Consider the following 24,698-nt stretch of genomic DNA (forward strand, 5'->3'; position numbering starts at 1 on the left):
ATTCCGGGATTTAGATTGTTTATGTTGAAGTTTTAAAATTCCATACTTACCTCCAGCTTTTCAGCGAGTAATTTTGAAACCTTTACTTTTAATGGTTCAATATCAATGTTTTGCATCGCATCGTTGGCGAAAGCGTAAAGCAAAAGTGCTCTGGCTTCTTTCTTGGAAATTCCTCTCGCTCTCAGGTAGAACATCGCATCTGCGTTTAGCTGCCCAACGGTACAACCGTGCGAACATTTCACATCATCGGCGAAAATCTCCAGCTGAGGTTTTGTATCGATGCTTGCGCCTTCGTCCAGAAGGATGTTGTTGTTTTGCTGATAAGCATTGGTTTTCTGTGCGATCTTGTTCACGAAAACTTTTCCGTTGAAAACACCGTGCGATCTGTCTTTGAAGATCCCTTTGTAGTTCTGGTAAGATTCGCAATTTGGCGTGTTGTGGTGCACGGCCGTGTGGTGATCTACCAATTGGTCTTTTCCGATGATCGTGATCCCGTTCATAAACGAATTGATATTCTCACCGTTGTGGATGAAATCCAGATTGTTACGAACCAATTTTCCTCCGAAAGTGAACGTGTTCACCGTCGTCAAACTGTCTCTTTCCTGCTTCGCAAAGGTGTGGTCTACGAGGTAAGACGTGTCGTTGTCATTCTGCAATTTGTGCCAATCGGTTTTTGCATTTTGATAAGTGAAAATCTCTGTTACAGAGTTGGTTAGCACGAAATATTCGTCCAGATTGTGATGACTTTCGATGATCTCCACTTTGGCGCCTTCTTCTACGATCAAGAGATTTCTTGTGTTGTAGAAGGTGTTCTCTTCCTGATTTTGAGAAAGATAGAAGACGTGAATTGGTTTCTCGATCACTACATTTTTTGGCACTCTCAAGAAGAATCCGAATTTGCAGTAAGCTGAGTTCAGGTTCGTGAAAGCCAGATCTTTGTTGGCAATCGTGTTGAAATATTTGTCGAAAACCTCTTTGTGAGCTTCATCGTTCAATGCGTAATTGAAAGAAATGAACTCTGCATTTCCGATGGAAATCTTGGAAAATTCTTTGTGAAGTTTTCCGTTGATGAAAACGATTCTGTCAAAGTTTTCCTCGCCCAAATGAAGCGCATCCAATTGCTCTCTCGAGATGTGGTGCTCCTCTGTCGGGAAAAAATTGTAGTTTTTCTCCGTGATCTCTTTTAGGTTGGTGTATTTGTATTCTTCGTCTTTTTTGGTCGGAAAACCTTTCAAAGCAAAAGCCTCAAGAGCGGTTTTTCTGTCCTCGTCCAAAAACCTGTGACGAAGCGTTCCCAAAAAATCTGAATGTTGATCTATTGTCTGTTCAAATAAAGCCATTGTAATGGTTTGATTTTGCATCTGTTAGAAGATTTGTTTTTAGTTTAAAAGCCAGTCGTAGCCTTTTTCTTCCAATTCTAGTGCTAGAGATTTATCTCCTGTTTTAATAATTTTCCCGTCTGCCAAAACGTGTACGAAATCTGGCTGAATGTAATTCAAAAGTCTTTGGTAGTGCGTGATCAAAAGAACGGCATTGCCTTCATTTTTGAATTTGTTAACACCATCAGCAACGATTCTCAAAGCATCGATATCAAGTCCGGAATCGGTCTCATCCAGGATGGCCAATTTTGGATTGAGCATCATCATTTGGAAGATCTCGTTTCTTTTTTTCTCACCTCCGGAGAAACCTTCGTTTAGAGATCTAGAAAGGAAATCTTTTTTGATGCCCAATTGCTCAGATTTTTCACGGATCAGGCCAAGCATTTCTTTTGCGCCCATATCTTCCAGGCCATTTGCTTTTCTGGTCTCATTAAGCGCTGCTTTGATGAAGTTGGTAACAGAAACGCCAGGAATCTCAACCGGATATTGGAACGAAAGGAAAATCCCTTTGTGCGCTCTTTCCTCTGGTGCATCTTCAGCAATATCTTCACCTTCGAAAAGGATGTTTCCTTCGGTCACTTCATAATCTTCTTTCCCTGCGATCACAGAGGAAAGTGTAGATTTTCCAGCACCATTCGGTCCCATAATTGCGTGAACCTCGCCTGGTTTAATCTCAAGATTGATTCCTTTTAATATTTCTGCGCCATCTTCAATTTTGGCGTGTAAGTTTTTGATTTGTAACATCCTTAGTTATACTTTTCTTTATGTCAATTATATTAGCTTCCTCTGTAAGTTGAATATCCAAACGGTGATAATGTAATCGGCACGTGATAATGCCTGTCATCTTTGATCTGGAATACAACTTCAATAAATGGATAGAAGCTTTCTATTTTTTTATTTTTAAAATAATCTTCTGTTAAGAATATCAGTTTATATTTTCCGTAATTGCTTTTTAAGTCTTTAGAATATGGTAAAAAATCGGCGATCCTACCATTCTTGTCCGTTTGTTTTTTGCCTAATGAAACCCATTGTTTTGTAGTCTCATCAAACTTTTCCAACTGAACATCTACTTTCTCGACAGGTTGACCAACGGTGATGTCAAGAATATGGCTTGAAAGCTGAAATTCCTTCTCTTCCTGAGCCGAAACGCTGGTAAATAATATGACGAAAAATAGATATAAAAACTTTTTCATTATCTCTGATTATCCTACTGAACCTTCAAGCGAGATCTCCAATAATTTTTGAGCTTCAATCGCGAATTCCATTGGAAGCTTGTTCAAAACTTCCTTACTGAAACCATTCACAATCAATGCAATTGCTCTCTCTGTATCGATTCCTCTTTGGTTGCAATAAAAGATCTGATCTTCACCGATTTTCGAAGTTGTAGCCTCGTGTTCCAATTGTGCTGTAGGATCTTTGATCTCGATGTATGGGAAAGTGTGTGCGCCACATTCGTTACCCATCAACAAAGAATCACATTGGGAGAAGTTACGCGCTCCTTTTGCAGAAGGCATCACTTTTACCAAACCTCTGTATGAGTTTTGAGATTTCCCAGCAGAGATTCCTTTAGAGATAATTGTCGATCTTGAATTTTTACCGATGTGGATCATCTTTGTCCCTGTATCAGCGTATTGGTGATTATTCGTTACGGCAATCGAATAAAATTCTCCAATTGAATTATCACCTTTCAAGATACAAGATGGATATTTCCAAGTTACGGCAGAACCAGTTTCTACTTGTGTCCAAGAGATCTTTGCTCTGTTTTCACAAAGTCCTCTCTTCGTCACAAAGTTGAAAACACCTCCTTTTCCTTCCTCATTTCCTGGATACCAGTTCTGAACGGTAGAATATTTAATCTCAGCGTCATCCATTGCGATTAATTCTACAACGGCAGCGTGTAATTGATTTTCATCTCTAGACGGTGCCGTACAACCTTCCAAATATGAAACGTAACTTCCTGCATCAGCGATGACCAAAGTTCTCTCGAACTGTCCGGTTCCTGACTGATTGATTCTGAAATAGGTTGACAATTCCATAGGGCATTTCACGCCTTTTGGAATGTAGCAGAAACTTCCGTCAGAGAAAACTGCGGAGTTAAGTGCTGCGTAGAAGTTATCGCCTCTCGGAACTACTTTCCCAAGATATTTTTTAACGAGGTCTGGATGGTTCTTGATCGCTTCTGAAATAGAGCAGAAGATCACACCTTTCTCCAACAAAGTCGCTTGGAAAGTGGTTTTCACGGAAACAGAATCCATTACGATGTCAACTGCTACGTTTGAGAGTCTTTTTTGCTCTTCGATGTTGATTCCTAGTTTAGCAAAAGTTGCCAAAAGCTCTGGGTCAACTTCGTCAAGACTTGCCAATTCCGGTTTTTTGGTCGGAGCAGCATAATATCTGATCGCTTGGAAATCCGGTTTTTCATATTTGATGTTGGCCCAATCCGGTTCTGTCATTTTCTGCCAGATTCGGAAAGATTCCAAACGCCATTCCGTCATCCATTCTGGCTCTTCTTTCTTTGCAGAAATAGCGCGCACGATGTCTTCATTCAGTCCAGTCGGGAAATCATCATACTCGATATCGGTATAAAAGCCCGCCTCATATTCTTTAGTTTTAAGGTCTTCCCTTAAATCGTCCTCTGTATATTTTGCCATTATATTTTTAACGCAAAGCGCGCTAAGATTTTTTAATATTATTTCTTTTTAAGCTCAAAACTTAATAAAGCAAATGTCTTCGAAGTTTCTAATTTTTAAAGACTGAAACTCTCTCCGCAGCCACAAGTTCTTGCAGCATTTGGATTGTTAAAAATAAAACCTTTCCCGTTCAATCCGCCAGAATATTCCAGGACTGTTCCTGCAAGATAAAGGATGGATTTTTTCTCAATAATGACTCTTACGCCGTTATCTTCGAAGATCGTGTCGGTTTCATTTTTTATATTATCAAACTTCAAGACGTATTCTAGTCCGGAACAACCGCCACTTTTTACGCCTACTCTTATATAGTCAGTCTCAGGGTTGAAGCCTTCTTCGGTCATCAACTGAGCCGCCTTAGATTTTGCCTGATCGCTTACTTGTATCATTGTTTTTATTTAGACTGATTTTAGTCTACAAAAGTACGAACTAATTTCCGCAATCTCAAATCGATGACATCTATTTTGATGATTTTCTAAGTTGGACCAGTAATGCTTTAGTAATGAGAAACAGTTTGTTAATGTTAAATTCTTATCAAAAAATGAACAATTATTAATTCTGATAATTCTTATAATTAACTTTGCTTGATTTTGTTAATCAAACAATCAGTTTTAAATTATGAAGAAACTCCTCATTTTGATGCTTATGTTTTCCTTTTTCGGAAAAGTTTTCAGTCAAACCGAAAGATACATTTACCAAACAGAAGTGAATCCGGATACCATCAACCTTGTGAATATGAAAGTTGAGAACACGTTTTTGGACATCAAAGGAAACCAATCACTGTTCATCAGCGAAAGCAAATTGCTGAGAGATTCTTTGACCACAGTTCTAAGACAACAAGGCATTACAGAAACCAAGAAATCGAAAAAAGACAAATCCGAATTTCCAAAATTGCCTAATGGAAAATCAATCCAACCAACATTCTTCGATTATTTCATTATAAAAAATAGGGATGACAGATCGGTGAATTTTGTGGAAAGCATTGGCTCAAAGCAAGTTTACTATCAGGAAGACCGAAAAATGAATTGGGAAATCTCCACGCAAGTTTCTGATTTTAACAATCATAAAGTTCAAAAGGCAACAATGAATTTCGGTGGTAGAACGTGGACTGCGTGGTTTGCGCCAGAAATTAAAATCGCTGATGGACCTTATAAATTCCTTGGACTTCCAGGATTGATCTTGAAATTGGAAGATGACAAAGGCGATTACAGATTCAGCTTTGTGAAGAAGGTCAATATTGAAAAAGCCTTTTCGGAAATCATAAAACCAGAAGCCAGAAAATCGACAAGGATCAACTTTCAAGGTGATAAAGCTTCCGTGAGAATGGAAATGGTGAAGAATAAAGACCCAGAGATCAACTTCGACAGCTTCAACCGAATGAATCAAAGAAACGGCGGAATGAACGGCGGTTTCGGTGGTCAACAAGGTATAAATGGAATGCCAAACGGCGATATGGGCGGACAACCAGATATGCAAATGGGAAATCCTTCGTCGCAATCTCCGTCGAACAGTGGAAGTGTGATGAACTTCGGAAATACAAATCCAATCGAACTAAGTAATAAATATTAATATGAAAATTTTAAAAATATTAAGCTTACTTGCAATGCCACTTGTAATGGCTCAGCAAAGTACTCGTTTCGTCTATCAAGCCACATTGACGCCCGATTCTACAAATGTTGAGAAGAAAACCGAATTGGCCTACCTGGATACAGACGGCAAGAGATCTATTTTCTACGCCGAGAATTCGATGAAAAGAGATTCTGTAATGGAAAGAATGCGGGCAACAAAGAATTTTGACCGCAGCCAAATGGAAAACTTGAGAAGCAATCTGCAATTCACAATCGAGAAAGACCTTGCGAATCAAAGTTTGGTCTACAAATCCAGAATCGGAAGAGATAATTATTCTTATCCAGAAACGCCGGTCTTTCAATGGAATATCTTACCAGAAACTGTAAAAATCGGTGATTACCAAACACAGAAGGCAGAAACCAAATTTGGTGGAAGAACTTGGTATGCGTGGTTCACACAGGAAATTCCTTTGCAAGACGGCCCATATAAATTTTCTGGATTGCCTGGTTTGATCGTGAAAGTTCAGGACGAAAAAGGCGATTATTCTTTCGATCTGATGCAAACAAAAAAAATATCAGAGTTGCATCAACCTTTGAATCGAGGACAATTTATTACACTTACCAAATCGAAATATGCAGAGATGGAAAAGAAGATGCAAAAAGACCCAGTCAGCTTTTTCACAGCTCAGAGAAGTGGCGGCGGTGGAAGAGGACCAGCTGGCGGTGGCGGCAATAGACCGGGAGTTGACCCGAAACAAATGCAGGAATTCCAAAAAAGGATGGAAGCCGAGGCAAAAAGTAAGAACAATCCCATAGAATTGAAATAAAAAAAATCAGGAACTTAATTCCTGATTTTTTGTTTTATGATTTTCTGATCTCTTTGACTTCCTCGATTTTTTCTTTGAAGTAATCCTCTTTTTGTGGATGCTTCTCGATCAAGGTTTCGTAGGCTTTGATGGCTTTGGAATAGAGTTTTTGTTCCACATACAGCTTTGCCAAAGTCTCTGTCATCAGGTGCGAAATGTCATCTTTTTTCTCTTTTACCACGAAGTTGACTTCGTCTTTTAGTTGGGAGATCTTAGGATTTTTTTCTATGAATTGGTCAATGATCTTTTCTTTGACGACAATCGTTTTTTCTGGAATATCTTCAGATTTTGCTCTGTCGATCTTCAGCCAGCTTTGCCAAGTATTGATGAAGGTTCCAACGTTGCTGTCGGGGATCTCTTCAGCTTTTGGTTTGTCTAGGATTGATGGGATCTCTTTTTCTTCTTTGATCTTTGCAACATCATTTCCGAAGAATGAAACATTCATCACAGGTCGTTCGCTTTCAGTGGTTTGAGGTTTTTCTTCTTCTTCAATCGGTTGTTCATCGATGATGATTTTCTCTGTCACTTCAGGCTCTTCGACTTTTTCTTCAATTTTGATCTCCTGTTTTGGCTGTTCAACTTCCAAGGATTTTCCAATTAAGGCGTCTGGCGTGTTTGCGGAGAATGACATTGGTTTCCAGGTAGAAATTGGCTGTTCTGAAGGTGATTTCTCCTGAATAGTTGTATTTTCAGTTTCTTGATTTGAAGTCTCGACCACATTTTTCTCTGGTTCAGAAACTTCAAAGGTTTGTGTGTTTTCAAAACTGATTTGATTCTCAATGTTTTTTTCAGCAATTTGATCTACCTGAACTTCCGCTTCCTCTATTTTTTCAGATTCTGAAACTTCGAAAGATTGCGTATTTTCAAAATTGACCTCATTTTCAGTAGCTTTTTCTTCGTTTTGATTTTCAAATACTGTTTCAGTTATTTCACTTTCAACAGGTTTTGAAACTTCAAAAGCTTGTGTTTCTCCAAAACTGATTTGGCTGTTGTCAACTTCTTCTTCACGGATTTCCGCAGCAATTGGCGCTTTATATTCTGATTTTGAAACAGGCTTATCTATTATTGGATCTTCCTCTTTCTTAATTTCTTTTTTTGGTGGATTCAGATAATCCAAATGATTTTTCGGAACAGAGAATTTGACTTGAGGTAAAAACTCTTCGATGCCATTGAAGCTCACATTTCCAGAAGAATCCTCATCCTGAACTTGAGTGTCAGCAGTGGTTTCGGGAACTTTTTCGATAGGCGTTTCTATCACTTCTTCAACATTCTTGTGCTCAGAAATCGTCTCTTCGGAACGATTATCATCATTGACAATCAGATTTTCCTTAACATCCAGATCATCCTTAACTGTGATCACGCCAGATTCTTTGGTCGCTTCGATGTCGATTTCCTGAGATTTTTCTTCGAGGAAATTCTCTTCACCTTCATACAGCAAACGATTTTTCTCGCCTTCTACAACTATGAAATCTGAGTTATACTGACTTTCCGATTCAATAATTCTATCAACATCAAATTTATTGAGAACAACAGAAGTATTCTCCATCTCTGCGGCATTCTCATCGGTTTTTTCAATGATATTTTCCGCAGTGGTTGTTATATTAGGAATTTGATTTTCAGTAACTTGTTCCGTTGTTTTATCAACAGGCGTTTCTTCTTTTTGAGTGATTTTCTGAGAATTGATAAATTGATAAAGTATCTTTTTATCAGTCGTGTAAGCAGCTGTTTTTGAGAGGTTTTCTTTATAATTTTCTGATTGATAAAGATTGATCCCGTAAAGATAAAGTGCCTTGATGCTTTGTGCGTAAGGCATTTTTTCCGATTCCGATTCCAAGATGCTCAGGTCGGATTCGGTGATTATTTTTGGATTCTTTATTAACTCTAAGATTCTAGTATTCATATGTTTACCAGTTGGCGACAATGTCGTTGTAAATTTTGTTGATGATCCTCTCGTTCACAATTCTCACTTGCGCAGTTTCTATTGTATTGATATCGAGGTCACTGTTGAAAACTGCTTCATCACTGTAAGTCCTGTCAAAACTCAAAGCAGGATCTATTTTGTTCTCATAATGAACCTTAATTGTGATTGTCAGTTTATTCTGCAAAGCCTGAATTGTATTTCCCGCATCTGTGGTAGTTGGCGTTCCAATACTGGTTGGCGTAATATTGTAATCGCTGATTTCTCCTTCTATCAGAAGATCTGGATTCTCTACTGCCCCTTTTAAAGTGGTTCGCTGGAGAAAACGGTTTTGCAACGCCACAGTAAAGTCCTGGCTCAAACTCGGAAGATTGTTCGCCGCATTATTCGGAAACGTATTGATTTTTACCGTTTTCATTTCCGGACTTAGAGACGACCCTGTGAAAGAATAGCAGGATGTTAAAAATAATAAAAGAAGTAAGAGCGCTCCTAAACGGATTTTCATAATTAATAATTTTGACCTATTTCTGTGATGTCATCGTATTCGATCTGTGCAAGACCATCTTTAAAAGCGAAATAATGAGAAACATACAAAAACGGAAGTGTAAAAATCAACCCAATTCCACAAGCTAAGATTCCCAATTGGGAAAGGAAACTTGCTACAATAGAAAAGAATAAAATCTGCCAAAGATTTCCTTTGCTCATGATCTTCGAAATATTCCAAGCGATTTTCAAATCCTTTATATTTTTGAATGTGATAAGTGCCGGAATATAAAAAGCTTGCAGTAAAAAATAGATGATGACAAAGTATACACCCAATATATAAACCATACCAATTCCTCTCACAAACCCAGAGACAATCCCATCATTATCCGAAAAAATACCTATAAACGCAAAAGGAATCAGTATAAGAAAAAATGCTCCAATCATATAGATTTGAAAAATAAAATAAGGCATAAAATCGTCAAAATTAAAGACCTCATCCGCTTTAGCCGGAATGCCTTTATCCAGCTTATAACAAACTTTATAGAAATTTCCTATTGCCATCAATCCGCAAAAAGGAATAATTCCTAATATCATTGCAAAAATAAAGGACAGAAGTACTGTTCCGAAATCTTTTTTCATCAAGTCAATGGCTTGTGAAATATATATTCCTAAATTGAAATCTACTTTTCTTGGTTTTAGTTGAGCTTGCATATTATTCTTCCAGGTTATATTGTTTTATTTTTCTGTAAAGCGTCCTTTGAGAAATTCCCAATTCGTCCGCAGCTCTATTCCTCCTACCTTTATGCTTTTCTAAAGCTTTGATAATCAAATCCTTTTCATTGTTTTGGAGTGATAGAGATTCTGGTCTGCTTTCCTCCAACTCGATATCCTCTACATCGTTGTAATGATGATCCTCATTTTCAGAAACAATCATTGGATGATGAATCTGACTCTGCTGGTGGTTCTGATTGTTTTCAAAATAAAGCAAAGAATTCGGACTTGCAGATTGCTGTGTTTCAGGTGTATAAATTCTGTTGATAAGATTTTTTTCCTGAAGACTGAGATCCGTATTTCCTTTGTTTTTTATCAGTTCCGAAGTTAAGGATTTTAAATCATTAATGTCGCTACGCATATCGAAGAGGATTTTGTACATAATATCTCTCTCCGATCCAAAATCTCCGGACGTTCCGGCTCCAGCATTTTTAGTAATGACAGCGGGCAAATTCGCATTCATAGGAATATATTCAGCCAATTTTGTGGAATTCACTTCGCGGTTTTGCTCTACAACGGTCATTTGTTCTACTAAATTTCTTAGCTGACGAACATTCCCCGGGAAAGCATAATTCTCCAGATATGAAACCGCATCATCTGTCAATTTCAATTCTGGCATTCTGTACTTCTCAGCAAAATCAATAGCGAATTTTCTGAATAGCAAATGGATGTCACCTTTTCTTTCGCGAAGAGCAGGCATATCAATCTGAACAGTATTCAATCGGTAATACAGATCCTCACGGAAGCGGTTGTCCGTGATTGCTTTCATCATATTGACATTGGTCGCAGCCACGATTCTTACATTCGTCTTTTGAACCTGAGAAGAACCAACTTTCATAAACTCGCCGCTTTCCAGAACTCTTAGTAAACGAACCTGCGTCTGAAGCGGCAACTCCCCTACTTCATCAAGAAAGATCGTTCCGCCATCGGCCACTTCAAAGTAACCTTTTCTGGTCGTCGTTGCCCCCGTAAATGCGCCTTTCTCGTGACCAAAAAGTTCAGAATCTATTGTTCCTTCGGGGATTGCGCCGCAGTTTACGACGATATAAGGTTGGTGTTTTCGTCTGGATTCGCCATGGATTATTTTTGGGATAAATTCTTTCCCTACTCCACTTTCACCCATTACTAAAACCGAAATATCTGTTGGTGCCACTTGGATTGCCTTTTCCAAAGCGCGGTTGAGCGCCGGGAAGTTTCCGATAATTCCGAAGCGTGCTTTTATGGATTGTAATTCTGCCATAATTTTTGATTAAATGATTAAAAATTAAATGAATAAAGTTTACAGTTCAGCAATTTGCTTTCTGTAAATTTTGTTGAAATGATGGGTGTAAGCATCTTTCATTGTTCTGCCTTCATCATATGACTTCAAGGCTAGACTTTTCAAATCCAAATAATCTTTATTTCTGATTTTAGAAACTTTACTTCTAAAATAAATATTTTCTGCAAAATCGTAAACTTTGCTTTGCTTTTCAAAATTTTCTAAGGCATTGTCGTATTTTCCAGTTTCGAAATACGTAACGCCTAATTGATAATAATCGTACAGTCCAAAATGGTAATCTTTAGTTTTAAAAAGATTTTCCAAAACCTGAATTGCTTTTTCTTTTTGATTTAAAGCGCTGTAACAAATCGCTTTTGCGACATATAAATTATAATCGCCATTTACTGAATAGCCGATATTTCCAGGTCTGTATTTTTCAAGCAAATCAAAATCCTGAATTGCGCCTACGTAATCTCTTAAAAATTGAAATTTGCACCAGCCTCTGTAATCCAAATGATTATTAGGGCTAAGCTCTACAGCCTTATCAATTAGTTTTTTCCAGGTTACAAAATCTCCCCTTTTCAAATAAGGAACTGCTTTTTCCATGTAAGCATGGGAGAAATTCGGACATAGGTTTATAGCCTTATCAAAACTTTCCTGAGATTCACGAGATCCTTGGGAACCGGAATTGCTATTGTAGATTTCACAAGCTTTTTTGCACTTTTCGCCCTCAATTGCATTACAGTTTACCTGCGCTTGCACATTAGCATAAATAACCAGTATAAGAAAGCTAAGGAAGTATTTCGGTAACTTTTCCATCTTTTATTTTAAAGGTTAAATATTGATAATAATTTATTTTTATCCCTAAATATTCCTGCGGAATCCATCCGTTTAAACTTTTGGTAAAGTCTAAAAGCTGATTGATGAATTTTTTGTCAAACACTTTTTCTTTGTAGTTCTCATCCATTTGTTGAACTCTGAACATTCCAGTTTTTCCTTCACAATTCACTACAAAACGAATTGTAATGTACCCAGTTGAATTTTTGTCACTTTTTAGATTTGATCTTTCTAATTTTTTTTCTATTTCTAATTTTTCACCTTTATATTGAAATCCATCGAAATTATAATATTGGAAGGAAAAAGGATCAAAAAAACATTTTTTAAAATTGGAATCATCTATATTTCTATCAAAGACAATATCTCCAACTTGATTTGGATACTCTGTAACTGTTTTCTCAGACTGGCAGCTAAAAAGAATTGGCAATAGAAATAATATGTATAAGGTATTCTTCAAGGATTTTTATCAATCTTAATTAATTCACTGGTTATGAACTATCAAACCGTTTCCCCCAAAAGTGTTCCCTGTGTATTGCCGTGTACAAAAACAGACACAATGTCGCCCAGTTTTTGCCCCTCGAGTTTATCAAAAACGCAAACAGCATTTTGGGAATTTCTACCCTTCCATTGGTTTTGATTCTTTTTAGAAGTTCCCTCGATCAAGATTTCGTGAACTCTTCCGACATAACCTTCCATTCTTTTTCTGGAAAGTTCACCTTGTAGAGCAATCACTTCTGCGAGACGTCTTTGCTTCACATCAGCAGGAATATCATCTTCAAGCTTCTTGTGGGCGGGTGTTCCTGGTCTTGTGGAATAGGAGAACATATAACCATAATCGTATTCTACTTCTCTCATCAAACTCATTGTCAATTGATGATCTTCTTCGGTTTCCGTACAGAATCCAATGATCATATCTTGTGAAAATGAAATATCAGGGACGATTTCTTTTCCTTTTTTAATTAAATCTAAATATTCCTGACGCGTATGCTGACGGTTCATCAATTGAAGAATTCTGTCGCTTCCACTTTGAACTGGAAGGTGAACATAATTACAAATGTTATCGTGCTTTGCAATCATTCTGAAAACTTGTTCCGTCATCTCGTGTGGATTGGACGTTGAGAATCTGATTCTCATCTGAGGAACTGCAACTGCAACCATATCAAGCAACTGAGCAAAATTAACAGCTGTCAACTTTTGCATTTCCGATGCTTTTGCAAAATCTTTTTTCGGACCGCCACCGTACCAAAGGTAGGAGTCAACGTTCTGACCCAGCAGTGTGATTTCTTTATAACCATTATCCCAAAGACTTTGACATTCCTCGATGATAGAATGTGGATCCCGGCTTCTCTCACGACCTCTTGTAAACGGAACAACGCAGAATGTACACATATTATCACAACCTCTCGTGATCGTCACAAAAGCCGTCACGCCATTTCCGCCCAAACGTACTGGATTGATATCGGCGTAAGTCTCTTCTTTTGAAAGAATTACATTGATGGCATCTCTCCCATCATCAGTTTCTTTTAATAAGTTTGGAAGATCTCTGTAAGCATCGGGACCAACGACCAAATCTACGAGTTGTTCCTCGTCTAAGAATTTGGTTTTCAATCTTTCCGCCATACAACCAAGAACCCCAACGGTCATATTTGGTTTTTCCTTCTTAAGATGTTTGAACTGAGCGAGACGCATACGAACAGTTTGCTCGGCCTTTTCACGAATGGAACAAGTATTTAATAAAATCAAATCTGCTTCTTCTACTTTTAAAGTCGTGTTGTAGCCTTGCTCGTTTAGGATAGATGCAACAATCTCGGAATCAGAGAAGTTCATCTGGCAGCCATAGCTTTCCAAGAACAGTTTTTTACCATTTCCTGGTTTTTCTGCAATTGCAAAAGCTTCGCCTTGTTTGGTTTCGTCTATATATTTTTCCTGCACTTTAATTAAATTTTAAATTCTGAATTTGAAATTCAAAACCGGATGCAAAGATACAAAATATTGTGACAGAATGGCAGGAATTAATCCATAGAAAAAGTTAATGGAAACCTCATATGACTCCTCACCGGTTTGGAGTGAAGCTTTCCGGGTGTCCATTTATTTTTAATTTTTTTGATTGATCTGATAATCATTTCATCAAATTCCTGCAGACCTGAAGATTTTTCTAAAATGATATTGGACAACGATCCATCTTTCTCAACTACAAACTTTGTTACCACTCCAAATTTCCCTTTCCAATTGAATCTCGAAAGATCAATCGTATTAGATACTTTTTTACGAAATTCATTGATTCCACCTTCGTAATTTGCGAAAACAAACGCTTCCGAAGAATCATAACCCTCTTTGTAATTTTCAAAAAGATCATCGGGATACACGATAAAATGAGCAATGGCTGATTTCTTTTCGCCATTGATGATTGCAGGCTTCCATCCTGTTTGATATTTTGCAACTTCCCTTGCAAGATCAAGGGCACATTTGTTATCCAGTATATCGTTCTCATCTGTATCTTTGATGAATTTTATAGTAGCATCAGGAGAAATAAGAACTTTGAAGTTGTACATCTCATCTTTGTTGACGCACGGTTTTAGATTTTTTTCCATCACAATATTGTGAAAATCTTTATAATAATTTTGAATACCTTCATTATAAGGTGACTGATCTTGTGGGAAATAGTCAAATTGGGCGTTACAAAATGATGCTGTAAAACCAAATGCAAGAACTAATTTTTTCATTGTTAAAAGTAGAATATAAATTTAAATAAAATTAGTACTCTTCATCCGCGTGGTCCGATGAAAAATTGATCTCGAAAACAATATTGGAACTCACTGGAGTGCCATTTTGTATCGCAGGTTTCCATTTTTTCTTGATACGTTTCATTGCGAACTCCATATCCTGTTTGAATTCTTCATCATTCTTTACTTTTGGATAGATCTTCAGTTCGCTCATTTTTCCTTTTTCATCGATGGTCAATACAAAAGTGAATTTTCCGTTCACGGCATAAGCAGTAATGTCAACGTATGCGTAAACCATTTTCATAAACTCATTTCGAAAAACAGTTTGTCCACCGGGAAATTCGGCTTTGGAATATTCGGTGAGAGTTGTTTTCGTATTTTCGGATTGTGAAAAAGCAGGAATGCTTATTAATAAAGTGATTATTAACAGAAATGTTCTCATTTTATAATGGTTATAAGTTGCGTCAAAGATATTAAAATGATGCTAAAAATTGATTTCGCACTTATTATTCTTTTCCGGTGTAGAAATTATAATCTTTAATGACCACACTAATGAATTGTCTTTGAGTAAATTGGATTGAATCTGGCTCCAACTTCAGAATTTCTACAATTCTGTTTGTCAATCTATTGATAATTTGGCGGTCATCCGTCTTCAAAGCTTTCTGAAAATTTTCCTTGATAATCCTCACATCGTTATCACTTAATAAAATAACCTGCGGAAAAGTTGGAACATAGTCTTCCTTCAACTGTTCTAGAATTGTGTGGGAAATATTGACATTGTTTTTAAGAGAAATAACTGCGGTTCCGGTAGCAATATCGCCCAAACGTTGGTGATTTTTTGATGCTAAAGTCGTTATAAATGCTACCATTCCAAAACTGCCCATAATGTCTACAAGCCTGAAAATCCAACGCATCAGATAGTCTCCAAAACTTGCCTGATAGCCATCAATTTTCACCACTTTTATCTTCAGCAGTTTCTTTCCAAAGGTCTGGCCTTCCATCATACTTTCGAGCACCAAAGTGTAAATATGGATTGGAAATGTGATGATTAGCACAAACGCACCAACGGACCAGCCATCCATTTCGCTAATAAAATTATCATAATCAAAAAAATTCCGCATCACCCAGGAAAGAATAATTACATACACTCCTTTGATTATCGAATCTATAAAAAAAGCCAGTATTCTTTCTCCTACGCCAGCCAATGTAAAATTAACATTTACATTTTGTGATGTATTGATGGCAATTTGATCCATATTTTTATTATTTTAGCGTTATGAGAGAAGTGGCTTTTATAAAGCAAAATAAAGAAAAATGGTTGGAAACTGAGCAGGTTGTCAATGGAAAAATGAAAAAAAATCCAGATGATCTCTCGTCTCTTTACATCAATCTAATTAATGATCTCTCTTTTGCACAGACTTATTACCCAAAAAGTAAAACGACGGTTTATCTTAATTTTCTCTCGTCTCAGATTTTCCAGAAAATTTATAAAACCAAAAGAATAGAGGAAAACCGAATCAAATATTTTTTCACAAGAGAAGTTCCACTCACCGTCTATGAATATCGGCGTTACCTTTATTATGCATTTGTGTTTTTTATTTTGTTCGTTGCGATTGGTGTGATTTCATCTATTTATGATAAGGACTTTGCAACCTTGATATTGGGCGAAGGCTACGTGAATCAGACTTTGGAAAACATCAAAAAAGGCGATGCAACTGCAATCTATGGCTCTGGTTCCAATTGGGGTTCAGCTTTAATGATTATTGTCAACAATCTTGTGGTTGGTGCAAAACTCTACATTTTCGGAATTTTTGGAGGCTTGGGAACTTTGTACGCGTTGATGCAGAATAGTATTATGCTGGGCGCATTTCAATTTTTTTTCAAAACACATAATGCACTGCTGGATAGTGCGAAGGGAATATGGCTGCACGGCGTTTTTGAAATCTTCGGAATGGTGGTAGAAGCGATGGCTGGTTTGATTTTAGGCGCTTCCATTTTGTTTCCAAAGACTTTATCAAGAGTAGAATCATTCAAACTTGGTTTCCGAGATAGTTTTAAAATTTATCTCAGTACAGTTCCATTCACCATTTTTGCCGGATTGATTGAAGGTTTTGTTACCAGATATGCGCAGACAATGCCTTTGGTTCTAAACATTATCATTATTTTCGGAACTTTATCTGTGATTGCTTTTTATTATTTTATTTATCCTCATATTGTCGTCAAAAAACTAAACCAAAATGCAATTGTTGCCGGAGATAACATTCGAATCTGATCCACTTTTAATTAAAATAGATGAGATTTAGAATTTTCCTTTTTCTACTTTTTTCTTTGTTTGGCACTTTCGCTTTTTCACAATATGAAGAGGTGGAGGAAGTTGTGATTGTAAATTCGGCTACCACAGAAACATTTATGGAATCTGACTCTTTGGTTAGGACCAATTATTCAACAGATAACATTCTATATCCCAAAAACTTTGTTCCCAATTATAAAAACAAATATAAAGGAGACGATTTTAACTACAAAGTTGTCCAACCAAAAGAATCGATTTGGGATCTGATCAAAAGAAAGATTGCTCAATTTTTATTTAAAAACATCGATCCTAACAAAGCAGCCATTTACACTACTAACATTTTACGCTTTTTCGGAATCATTATTATAGGTTTTCTTTTATTTATTGTGATCCGATATCTGATGTCAAAAGACGGTAACTTTTTCTTTGGCCGAAGAAATAGAAAAATCAACATCACGAGTCAGGATATTGAAGAAAATATCCACGAAATCAACTTTCCTGAACGAATACTTAATTTAGAAAAACAACAGGATTACCGTTCAGCAATTCGTTATCATTTCCTATACTCACTCAAAAAACTGACCGACAAAAACCTCATCAACTGGAATGTAGAAAAAACAAACCGAGATTACCTTAGAGAATTGAAAAACAAAAACTTACAGGAAGACTTCAGACGCGTAATTTACATCTACGATTACATTTGGTACGGCGAATTTGACACGAAAGAGGAAGATTACCAACACTACAAATCATACTTCAACAAGTTCTAAAATTATTTCATCAAGTAAAATCTATGAATAAAAATTTCAAAATATACGCTGTCATTTTCATCATCATTCTGATTGTGGTGGCTATGTTTGGGATGAATAGAAAGCCCGTCTTAGACTGGCGAAAAAACTACAACATAGAGAAAAAAACACCTTTCGGACTATATATATTCGATCAGGAATCCAATCAATTATTCAATAAAAAATTAGAAAAAGTAAGCATTTCGCCTTACAATTACTATCAGAAAAACAGTCAGAAAAAGCCGCATAATATCCTGATAATCCAGAAAGAAATAGACGATGTTTCCTGGGAATATATAATGGATGAAGTTTCTTATGGCTCAGACGTGATATGGTTTACGGATAACACAACGGCTACACTGAGAGACACTTTAGGTTTTAGATTCAAAACCGTGAGTTATGAAAAAAATTACCACCTTCAATTGACCGATAAAAAATTGAATAACAACAATTTATTCATTGATAAATCTCCTGACAACAAGGGCTTTTCTTACATTAGAAATGACATCGAAGTTTTGGGGAAAACATTGCGTAAGGAAAATAACAATCAGACTGCAATCAATGTTGATTTCATCAAAGTTCCTTTTGGAGAAGGCCATTTTTACATTCATTCCGAGCCGGTTGTTTTGACGAATTATTATCTTTTAAATTCAAAAAACAAATATCTGGAAAGCGTTTTGTCTTATCTGCCAAATCGGGAAACAGTTTGGTTTATGAACAACGAGACGCCTCTATCCATGTCGCCACTGAGATTTATCCACAGCAATCCGTCACTTAAATATGCGTGGTATTTGCTGCTTTTTGGTTTAATTGTTTTTGTGATTTTCAATGCGAAAAGAAAACAGCGCATTGTACCAATCACTGAACCATTGAAAAATACTTCAGTAGAATTTATCCGAAGTATTGGAAATCTCTATTTACAAGAAGGTGATTTCCACGAGATGATGGCGAAAAAAGCACAGTATTTTTTGAATAAAGTAAGATTGGATTTGATGATCGACACACAGAATCTGGACGAGCAATTCATTAATAAACTGCATCTGAAAACCGGAAAAAATAGAGAACTAATAACAGAAGCTGTAGAACTCATCAAAAAAGGTCAGGATCCGTATGCAAGTGTGATGAAAGAAGATCTTATTCGGATGAATCAGCTTCTAGACCAAATTTTAAAATAATATTATGGAAGAACAATACCAAAATCAAGCCCCCGAATTCCAGTCAAGGCTGGATATGACGGACTTGCGAAATAATCTGGAACGCGTAAAAGCAGAAATCGGAAAAGTCATCATCGGTCAGGAAAATATGATTGAGCATTTGTTGGTGGCGCTTTTATCCAACGGACACGTTTTGATAGAAGGCGTTCCCGGCGTTGCAAAAACCATTACGGCAAAATTATTGGCAAAAACCATTTCTGTAGATTTCAGCAGAATCCAGTTTACGCCGGATTTGATGCCATCGGATATTTTGGGAACTTCCGTTTTCAATGTGAAAGAAGCGGATTTCAAATTTAAAAAAGGCCCGATTTTCTCAAATTTTATTTTGATTGATGAAATCAACCGTTCGCCTGCAAAAACGCAATCCGCTTTGTTCGAAGTGATGGAAGAGCAACAAATCACGATGGATGGCGTGAAGTACCAAATGGAAGAACCATTCTTGGTTGTTGCAACACAAAATCCTATTGAGCACGAGGGAACTTACAGATTGCCGGAAGCGCAACTTGACCGTTTTCTATTCAAAATTGAAGTCGGTTACCCAAATCTGGAACAGGAAATTGAAATCATTAAAAACCAACATAACAACAGATTAGAAGATAAAACCGACGTGGTTCAAACCGTGATTTCCGGACATCAACTGAAACAATATCAGCAGTTGGTAAAAGAAATTGTCGTTGAACAAAACCTTCTGGAATACATTGCGAAAATCATTGTCAATACAAGAGAAAATCAATTTTTATATTTAGGAGCTTCCCCAAGAGCTAGTTTGGCTTTGTTGACTGCGAGTAAAGCTTTTTCCGCAATTCGTGGTCGTGATTTTGTAACGCCGGAAGATATTAAAGAAGCATCTTTTGCAGTTTTGAGACATAGAATTATTGTTTCTCCAGAACGCGAAATGGAAGGTTTGACAGCGGACGAAATCATTCGCCAAATTCTGGAAAGTATTGAAGTTCCAAGATAGTAATTAGGTAGTAGAATTTAGGTGGTAGTTTTTAGTTTCGTTGATTATGGCTCATTTTAAAGAATTAATTGTTTGGCAGAAGTCGATAAATTTAGTGACAGAAATTTACAGGATTACTGAGAAATTTCCTTCAAACGAGATTTATGGATTGACTTCACAATTGAGAAGAGCCTTCGTTTCTGTTCCAAGCAATATTGCAGAAGGAAACACAAGAAGAAGTAAAGCCGATTATCTACAATTTTTACGAATAGCGAGGGGGAGTTGTAGCGAAATAGAAACTCAAATCATCATTTCTAAAAACCTGGGATTTATTGACGACACTATTTTCGAAACCCTTAGTTTTAATATTATCGAAATTTCTAAAATGATTAATGGTTTAATTAATTCATTAAAAGACTCAAACCCTACAACCTAAAACCTTGATGAAATCCTTATACCTAAATAACAAATTCTTCTTCGCCCTTTTCGGCGTTGGAATCTGCTATGTGTTGGCGTTTTTCTTTCCGGTGATGATGTGGATTGCCAACTCCTTATTGATTTTTGTTTTAGTGTTGACGGCGATTGATGGATTAATTCTTTTCATTAATAAAGAAGGCATCAACGCCCAAAGAATTTTGCCCGAAAAATTATCCAATGGCGATGAAAACTCAGTAAAAGTTGATATTAGAAATAACTATAATTTTAATATTAATACAAAAATCATTGATGAAATTCCGTTTCAGTTTCAGAAGCGAGATTTCTTAATCAAGAAAGAGATTGAAAGCGGAAACAACACTTTTTTCGAATACATTCTCGAGCCGAAAGAACGTGGCGAATACAGTTTTGGAAATCTGAATGTTTACGTCAATTCACCAATTGGTTTGGTTTCCAGAAGATTTACTTTTCAGAAAGATGCTAAGTTGGCAAGTTATCCATCGTTCATTCATCTCAGAAAATATGAATTGATGGCACTTCAAAACGAATTTATGCTCGGCGGAATCAAGAAAATCCGAAAATTGGGACACACGATGGAATTTGAGCAAATTCGCGATTACGTTCAGGGCGATGACATCCGAAGTATCAACTGGAAAGCGACTTCAAAATCCAGCAAATTGATGGTCAATCAGTTTCAGGACGAGAAGTCTCAGCGAATTATGATGCTCATCGACAAAGGCAGGACGATGAAAATGCCTTTCAACGGATTGAGTTTACTTGATTATTCCATCAATGCGACGATGGCGCTTTCGCACATTATTCTGAAAAAAGGTGACCGCGCTGGAATGATGACGTTTTCAAAAAAAACTGAGAACAAAGTCGTTGCTGATAACAAATCCGGACAACTGAAAAAGATTTCCGAAGCGCTTTATAATGTTCAAACCAACTTCTTCGAAAGTGATTTTGGAAGACTTTATCAGGAAACGAAATTTCATTTGAATCAAAGAAGTTTAGTTTTATTATTCACGAATTTTGAAACGTTGGATGGACTGAATCGACAGATGAAATACCTGCGAGGAATTGCCAAAAACCATCTTCTCGTGGTTATTTTTTTTAAAAATTCCGAAGTTCATAATTTGCTTAATAAGAATCCTGAAAATATGCAGGAAATCTATGACGAAATCATTGCGGAAAAATTCGAGTTCGAAAAAAAACTGATTATTCAGGAACTCAGAAAATATGGAATTTACAGCATTTATACATTGCCAGAAAATCTCAACATAGATGTCATCAATAAATATCTGGAGATAAAAGCAAGAGGAATTTTGTAAATTTGAACTTAATTAAAATTTAATAATGAAAATTACACTCAATAGAATCAACGACGATTTCCTTTTCGAATGTTCCAATGAACAAGGAAACTCAATTTTACTCGATAATACAACTTTGCCAGGTGCAAAAGGAGTTTCGCCGATGCAATCTTTATTAATGGCAGTGGCTGGTTGTAGCGGAATTGATGTCGTTTCAATATTAAAAAAACAACGCCAAACCATCACCGATTTCAAAGCAGAAGTCGAGGGCGAAAGAGTTCAGGTGGATGAAGCAAAGCCTTTCAAATCCATCAAAGTAAAATTCTTCCTCGAAGGCGAAATCGACCCGAAAAAAGCGAAGAAAGCAGGAGAATTATCTTTCGAAAAATATTGCTCGGTTTCAAAAACATTAGAACCAAACGTAGAAATCACTTACGAAGTCCACGTCAACGGAGAGCTTGCGTAATAGGGTTTGAGAGTGGGAGAGTTTGAGTGTCAGAGCGCATTAGAGTATTAGAGAATTAAAAAAAATCCCCCAAACTCTAACACACTCCAACTCTCCAACTTATCGATGCGTCAACCTCGGCTGAATCAATTTCGCTACCGTAGAAGTCCATCCGGTTTGATGCGAAGCACCAACGCCTCGGCCATTGTCACCGTGGAAATATTCGAAGAACATAATGTAATCCTTGAAATGCGGGTCGTTATTGAATTTATCAACACCACCGTTGAATGCTCTGTTTCCATTTTCATCTTTTAGGAAAATGCCACAAAGTCTGTCGCTGATGTCTTTGGAAACTTCTTCCAGATTCTTTTGAACGCCACTTCCTTTCGGATATTCAATCGTCAATGCGTCACCGAAAAAGAAATGAAAACGCTGTAAACTCTCGACAATTAGGAAGTTAATCGGAAACCAAATTGGTCCGCGCCAATTGCTGTTTCCTCCGAACATTCGACTGTCGCTTTCTGCAGGCGTGTAATAAACAATGTGTTCCTGGTCGTGAACGGTAAATCGGAACGGATTTTCTTCATAGAATTTGGACATCGCACGGATTCCATAATCGCTTAGGAATTCGGATTCATCCACCAATCTTGTTAGAACTTTCGTCAGTCTGGTTTTTCTTAGAATACTCAAAAGATGCTTGTTTCCTTCGCCTTCCACGTACCATTGGGACACGAGTTTCGTCAGGTCTTGCTTGTTTTTCAGAATCCATTCCATTCGTTTTTTAAACTGTGGCAATTTCTCCAACATACTGTGTTCCACGACTTCTACCGCAAACATCGGAATCAATCCAACGATGCTTCGAAGTTTCAAACTCACACTGTCTCCATTGGAAAGCTGAAGCACATCGTAGAAAAATCCATCTTCCTCATTCCAAAGTCCTTGCTTCCCATCACCGATATTTTCCATCGCTTCTGCGATATAAAGATAATGCTCAAAAAACTTGATGGCCATATCTTCATATACTGGATTGTGAATTGCCAATTCCATAGAAATACGCATCATATTCAGCGCATACATCGCCATCCAGCTGGTTCCGTCGGCTTGTTCCAAATGCTCACCTTCATTGAATTCCATATTACGGTCAAAGGCTCCGATATTATCTAGACCCAAGAATCCACCACCAAAAATGTTGTTTCCGTTGTAATCTTTTCGGTTGACCCACCAAGTGAAATTCAATAATAATTTTTGGAAAACCCTTTCTAAGAACGCCAAATCCGGTTTTCCATTGTTTTTTTCATCGATTTTGAAAACCCGGAAAGTTGCCCACGCGTGAACCGGTGGATTCACATCATCGAAGTTCCATTCATAAGCAGGAACTTGCCCGTTTGGGTGCATATACCATTCTTTCGTCAGTGTAATCAATTGATTTTTAGCAAACTCCGAATCAATCACACAGAAGCTCACGCAATGGAAAGCCAAATCCCAAGTCGCATACCAAGGATATTCCCATTTGTCGGGCATCGAGATGATGTCTTTGTTGTGAAGATGTTCCCAATCACTGTTTCGGACGTAGCCTTTTCTTTGAATCGGGAAATTCGGGTCCCCTTTCAGCCATTTCCCGACATTGTAATGGTAGAACTGTTTGTTCCAAAGCAAACCTGCAAAAGCCTGTCTTTGGACATTTCGTTCGTCTTCGTTTTCAATATCTTTCTGGATGTTCGCGTAGAAATCATCCGAATCTTGCTTTCTGTGGTTGATAATTTCATCAAAATCCCAAAACGCATCCTCCATAATATGAGGCGACAATCGGAACTCGAAAACCTTGTTGCTGTGCGCTTCTACGATTTCTTCGCAATGCAAAGACGCTTTGGTTCCAGTTTTTTTAGGATTGATGGTGTCTAAACCTTTCGTAATATATTGATTGATTCCATCTTTAAAGAATCCTTCCGTCTTAGGAAGATTGAAAAGTCGCGCTCTGTTCGTTTCATTTTCACAAAACAAAGCGTCCACATTTCTGTTTCTGGAATATAATTTCTTGATGCTGATGCTGTCGTGGTGAATATCAATCTCACCTTGCTTGGAAAAACCAAGATTCGCCTTGTAATCATTGTAACCCCAAACCCAATTGTTTCGGTACCAAACCGTTGGCAAAACCACGATAGGCGCAGGTTTATCACTTCGGTTATGAACATCGATTCTGATTAAAAAATCATCCTCGCCGGCTTTTGCATACTCAATGAAAATGTCAAAATATTCATCGTTGTCGAAGATTCCCGTGTCAATAATTTCATATTCCATCTCATTTTTGGAACGCTGACCATTCACATTGATGATTTCTTCGTACGGAAACTCATTGATTGGATATTTGTAAACCATCTTCATATAGCTGTGAGACGGCGTATTGTCTAAATAATAAAAAATCTCCTTTATATCTTCCCCGTGATTTCCCTGATGATTGCTCAGCCCGAAAAAACGTTCCTTAATTCTAATATCTTTTTTGTTCCAAAATGAGAAGGCAAAACACATCTGTTGCTTCTCATCCGAGATTCCTGCGATGCCTTCCTCGGCCCATCTGTAGGTCCACGCTTCTGCTGTGTCGTGGCCTGTAAATCCCCACGCATCGCCGTTTGTACTGTAATCTTCCCGCACATTTCCCCATTGGCGATGGCTCACGTAAGGTCCCCATTTCTTCCAACGCGGATTCCTCAATTTTTCTTCCTCGTTCATATGTTTCTAATTATTTTAAAGAATAATTATTCGTTTTTCCAATTTAGGAGCATCAC

The 24,698-nt window shown here is 37.2% G+C and carries 25 protein-coding genes; 9 read left to right on the forward strand and 16 right to left on the reverse strand.

Translation table 11 applies throughout. The features are described 5' to 3' along the window. Nucleotides 1-32: 32 nt before the first annotated feature. The 5 genes from sufD to PQ459_01715 all read right to left on the reverse strand — a co-directional run bounded on the left by sufD (nt 33) and on the right by PQ459_01715 (nt 4,455). Nucleotides 33-1,340, reverse strand: a complete 1,308-nt coding sequence (gene sufD / locus PQ459_01695; protein ID WDF47206.1) for a Fe-S cluster assembly protein SufD — start codon at nt 1,338-1,340, stop codon at nt 33-35. A gap of 39 nt (nt 1,341-1,379) precedes the next feature. After that, complete coding sequence (gene sufC / locus PQ459_01700; protein WDF47207.1) at nt 1,380-2,123, reverse strand: Fe-S cluster assembly ATPase SufC; 744 nt, start codon at nt 2,121-2,123, stop codon at nt 1,380-1,382. A 32-nt stretch (nt 2,124-2,155) separates the two neighbouring features. Continuing rightward, entirely contained in the window at nt 2,156-2,572 is a 417-nt protein-coding gene (uraH, locus tag PQ459_01705; GenBank protein WDF47208.1) for a hydroxyisourate hydrolase, read from the reverse strand. A gap of 9 nt (nt 2,573-2,581) precedes the next feature. Further along, nucleotides 2,582-4,030, reverse strand: coding sequence for a Fe-S cluster assembly protein SufB (gene sufB / locus PQ459_01710; GenBank protein ID WDF47209.1), 1,449 nt, complete (start codon nt 4,028-4,030; stop codon nt 2,582-2,584). Between the two features lie 95 nt (nt 4,031-4,125). Further along, the gene (locus PQ459_01715) at nt 4,126-4,455 is read right to left on the reverse strand and encodes an iron-sulfur cluster assembly accessory protein (GenBank protein WDF47210.1); all 330 of its coding nucleotides are present in this window, start codon (nt 4,453-4,455) and stop codon (nt 4,126-4,128) included. A gap of 229 nt (nt 4,456-4,684) precedes the next feature. Here PQ459_01715 and PQ459_01720 point away from each other — a divergent pair, with 229 nt between their 5' ends. Continuing rightward, the gene (locus PQ459_01720; GenBank protein WDF47211.1) at nt 4,685-5,635 is read left to right on the forward strand and encodes a GLPGLI family protein; all 951 of its coding nucleotides are present in this window, start codon (nt 4,685-4,687) and stop codon (nt 5,633-5,635) included. A gap of 1 nt (nt 5,636) precedes the next feature. Next, a complete protein-coding gene (locus tag PQ459_01725; GenBank protein ID WDF47212.1) occupies nt 5,637-6,461 on the forward strand; it encodes a GLPGLI family protein in 825 nt (274 codons plus the stop codon). Between the two features lie 34 nt (nt 6,462-6,495). Here PQ459_01725 and PQ459_01730 read toward each other — a convergent pair whose 3' ends face one another. From PQ459_01730 to PQ459_01775, 10 genes are all read right to left on the reverse strand, one after another. Beyond that, nucleotides 6,496-8,400 (reverse strand): hypothetical protein, encoded by a 1,905-nt coding sequence (locus tag PQ459_01730; protein ID WDF47213.1) that lies wholly within the window; start codon nt 8,398-8,400, stop codon nt 6,496-6,498. A gap of 4 nt (nt 8,401-8,404) precedes the next feature. Beyond that, nucleotides 8,405-8,923, reverse strand: coding sequence for an LptE family protein (locus PQ459_01735; protein WDF47214.1), 519 nt, complete (start codon nt 8,921-8,923; stop codon nt 8,405-8,407). Between the two features lie 2 nt (nt 8,924-8,925). Continuing rightward, complete coding sequence (locus PQ459_01740) at nt 8,926-9,615, reverse strand: hypothetical protein (protein ID WDF47215.1); 690 nt, start codon at nt 9,613-9,615, stop codon at nt 8,926-8,928. Between the two features lies 1 nt (nt 9,616). Further along, the gene (locus tag PQ459_01745; GenBank protein WDF47216.1) at nt 9,617-10,915 is read right to left on the reverse strand and encodes a sigma-54 dependent transcriptional regulator; all 1,299 of its coding nucleotides are present in this window, start codon (nt 10,913-10,915) and stop codon (nt 9,617-9,619) included. Between the two features lie 39 nt (nt 10,916-10,954). Next, nucleotides 10,955-11,752, reverse strand: coding sequence for a tetratricopeptide repeat protein (locus PQ459_01750; protein ID WDF47217.1), 798 nt, complete (start codon nt 11,750-11,752; stop codon nt 10,955-10,957). Next, the gene (locus PQ459_01755) at nt 11,724-12,227 is read right to left on the reverse strand and encodes a hypothetical protein (GenBank protein ID WDF47218.1); all 504 of its coding nucleotides are present in this window, start codon (nt 12,225-12,227) and stop codon (nt 11,724-11,726) included. Before PQ459_01755 ends, PQ459_01750 begins: the two co-directional genes overlap by 29 nt. A 41-nt stretch (nt 12,228-12,268) precedes the next feature. After that, complete coding sequence (miaB, locus tag PQ459_01760) at nt 12,269-13,702, reverse strand: tRNA (N6-isopentenyl adenosine(37)-C2)-methylthiotransferase MiaB (protein ID WDF47219.1); 1,434 nt, start codon at nt 13,700-13,702, stop codon at nt 12,269-12,271. An 80-nt stretch (nt 13,703-13,782) separates the two neighbouring features. After that, nucleotides 13,783-14,493, reverse strand: a complete 711-nt coding sequence (locus PQ459_01765; GenBank protein WDF47220.1) for an energy transducer TonB — start codon at nt 14,491-14,493, stop codon at nt 13,783-13,785. Between the two features lie 31 nt (nt 14,494-14,524). Then, nucleotides 14,525-14,935, reverse strand: coding sequence for an energy transducer TonB (locus PQ459_01770; GenBank protein ID WDF47221.1), 411 nt, complete (start codon nt 14,933-14,935; stop codon nt 14,525-14,527). 64 nt (nt 14,936-14,999) lie between these two features. Further along, nucleotides 15,000-15,749: an RDD family protein gene (locus PQ459_01775; GenBank protein WDF47222.1), complete on the reverse strand. Its 750-nt coding sequence runs from the start codon at nt 15,747-15,749 to the stop codon at nt 15,000-15,002. Between the two features lie 20 nt (nt 15,750-15,769). Between PQ459_01775 and PQ459_01780 the strand changes: the two genes are divergently transcribed. Genes PQ459_01780 through PQ459_01810 form a run of 7 tightly spaced genes read left to right on the forward strand, consistent with a single transcriptional unit; the run spans nt 15,770 to nt 21,936 of the window. Next, nucleotides 15,770-16,765, forward strand: a complete 996-nt coding sequence (locus tag PQ459_01780; GenBank protein WDF47223.1) for a stage II sporulation protein M — start codon at nt 15,770-15,772, stop codon at nt 16,763-16,765. A gap of 20 nt (nt 16,766-16,785) precedes the next feature. Further along, nucleotides 16,786-17,553: a DUF4129 domain-containing protein gene (locus PQ459_01785; GenBank protein WDF47224.1), complete on the forward strand. Its 768-nt coding sequence runs from the start codon at nt 16,786-16,788 to the stop codon at nt 17,551-17,553. A 23-nt stretch (nt 17,554-17,576) separates the two neighbouring features. Then, nucleotides 17,577-18,746, forward strand: a complete 1,170-nt coding sequence (locus tag PQ459_01790; GenBank protein ID WDF47225.1) for a hypothetical protein — start codon at nt 17,577-17,579, stop codon at nt 18,744-18,746. A gap of 4 nt (nt 18,747-18,750) precedes the next feature. Beyond that, nucleotides 18,751-19,746, forward strand: coding sequence for a MoxR family ATPase (locus PQ459_01795; protein WDF47226.1), 996 nt, complete (start codon nt 18,751-18,753; stop codon nt 19,744-19,746). 46 nt (nt 19,747-19,792) lie between these two features. Beyond that, the gene (locus PQ459_01800; GenBank protein WDF47227.1) at nt 19,793-20,161 is read left to right on the forward strand and encodes a four helix bundle protein; all 369 of its coding nucleotides are present in this window, start codon (nt 19,793-19,795) and stop codon (nt 20,159-20,161) included. 7 nt (nt 20,162-20,168) lie between these two features. After that, nucleotides 20,169-21,491: a DUF58 domain-containing protein gene (locus tag PQ459_01805; GenBank protein WDF47228.1), complete on the forward strand. Its 1,323-nt coding sequence runs from the start codon at nt 20,169-20,171 to the stop codon at nt 21,489-21,491. A gap of 25 nt (nt 21,492-21,516) precedes the next feature. Beyond that, nucleotides 21,517-21,936: an OsmC family protein gene (locus PQ459_01810; protein ID WDF47229.1), complete on the forward strand. Its 420-nt coding sequence runs from the start codon at nt 21,517-21,519 to the stop codon at nt 21,934-21,936. A gap of 99 nt (nt 21,937-22,035) precedes the next feature. Here the strand turns inward: PQ459_01810 and PQ459_01815 are convergent, their stop codons facing one another. Continuing rightward, a complete protein-coding gene (locus tag PQ459_01815; GenBank protein WDF47230.1) occupies nt 22,036-24,642 on the reverse strand; it encodes a glucosidase in 2,607 nt (868 codons plus the stop codon). Nucleotides 24,643-24,698 lie beyond the last annotated feature (56 nt).

The organism is Chryseobacterium sp. KACC 21268 (assembly GCA_028736075.1).
In the GTDB taxonomy this organism is placed as follows: domain Bacteria; phylum Bacteroidota; class Bacteroidia; order Flavobacteriales; family Weeksellaceae; genus Epilithonimonas.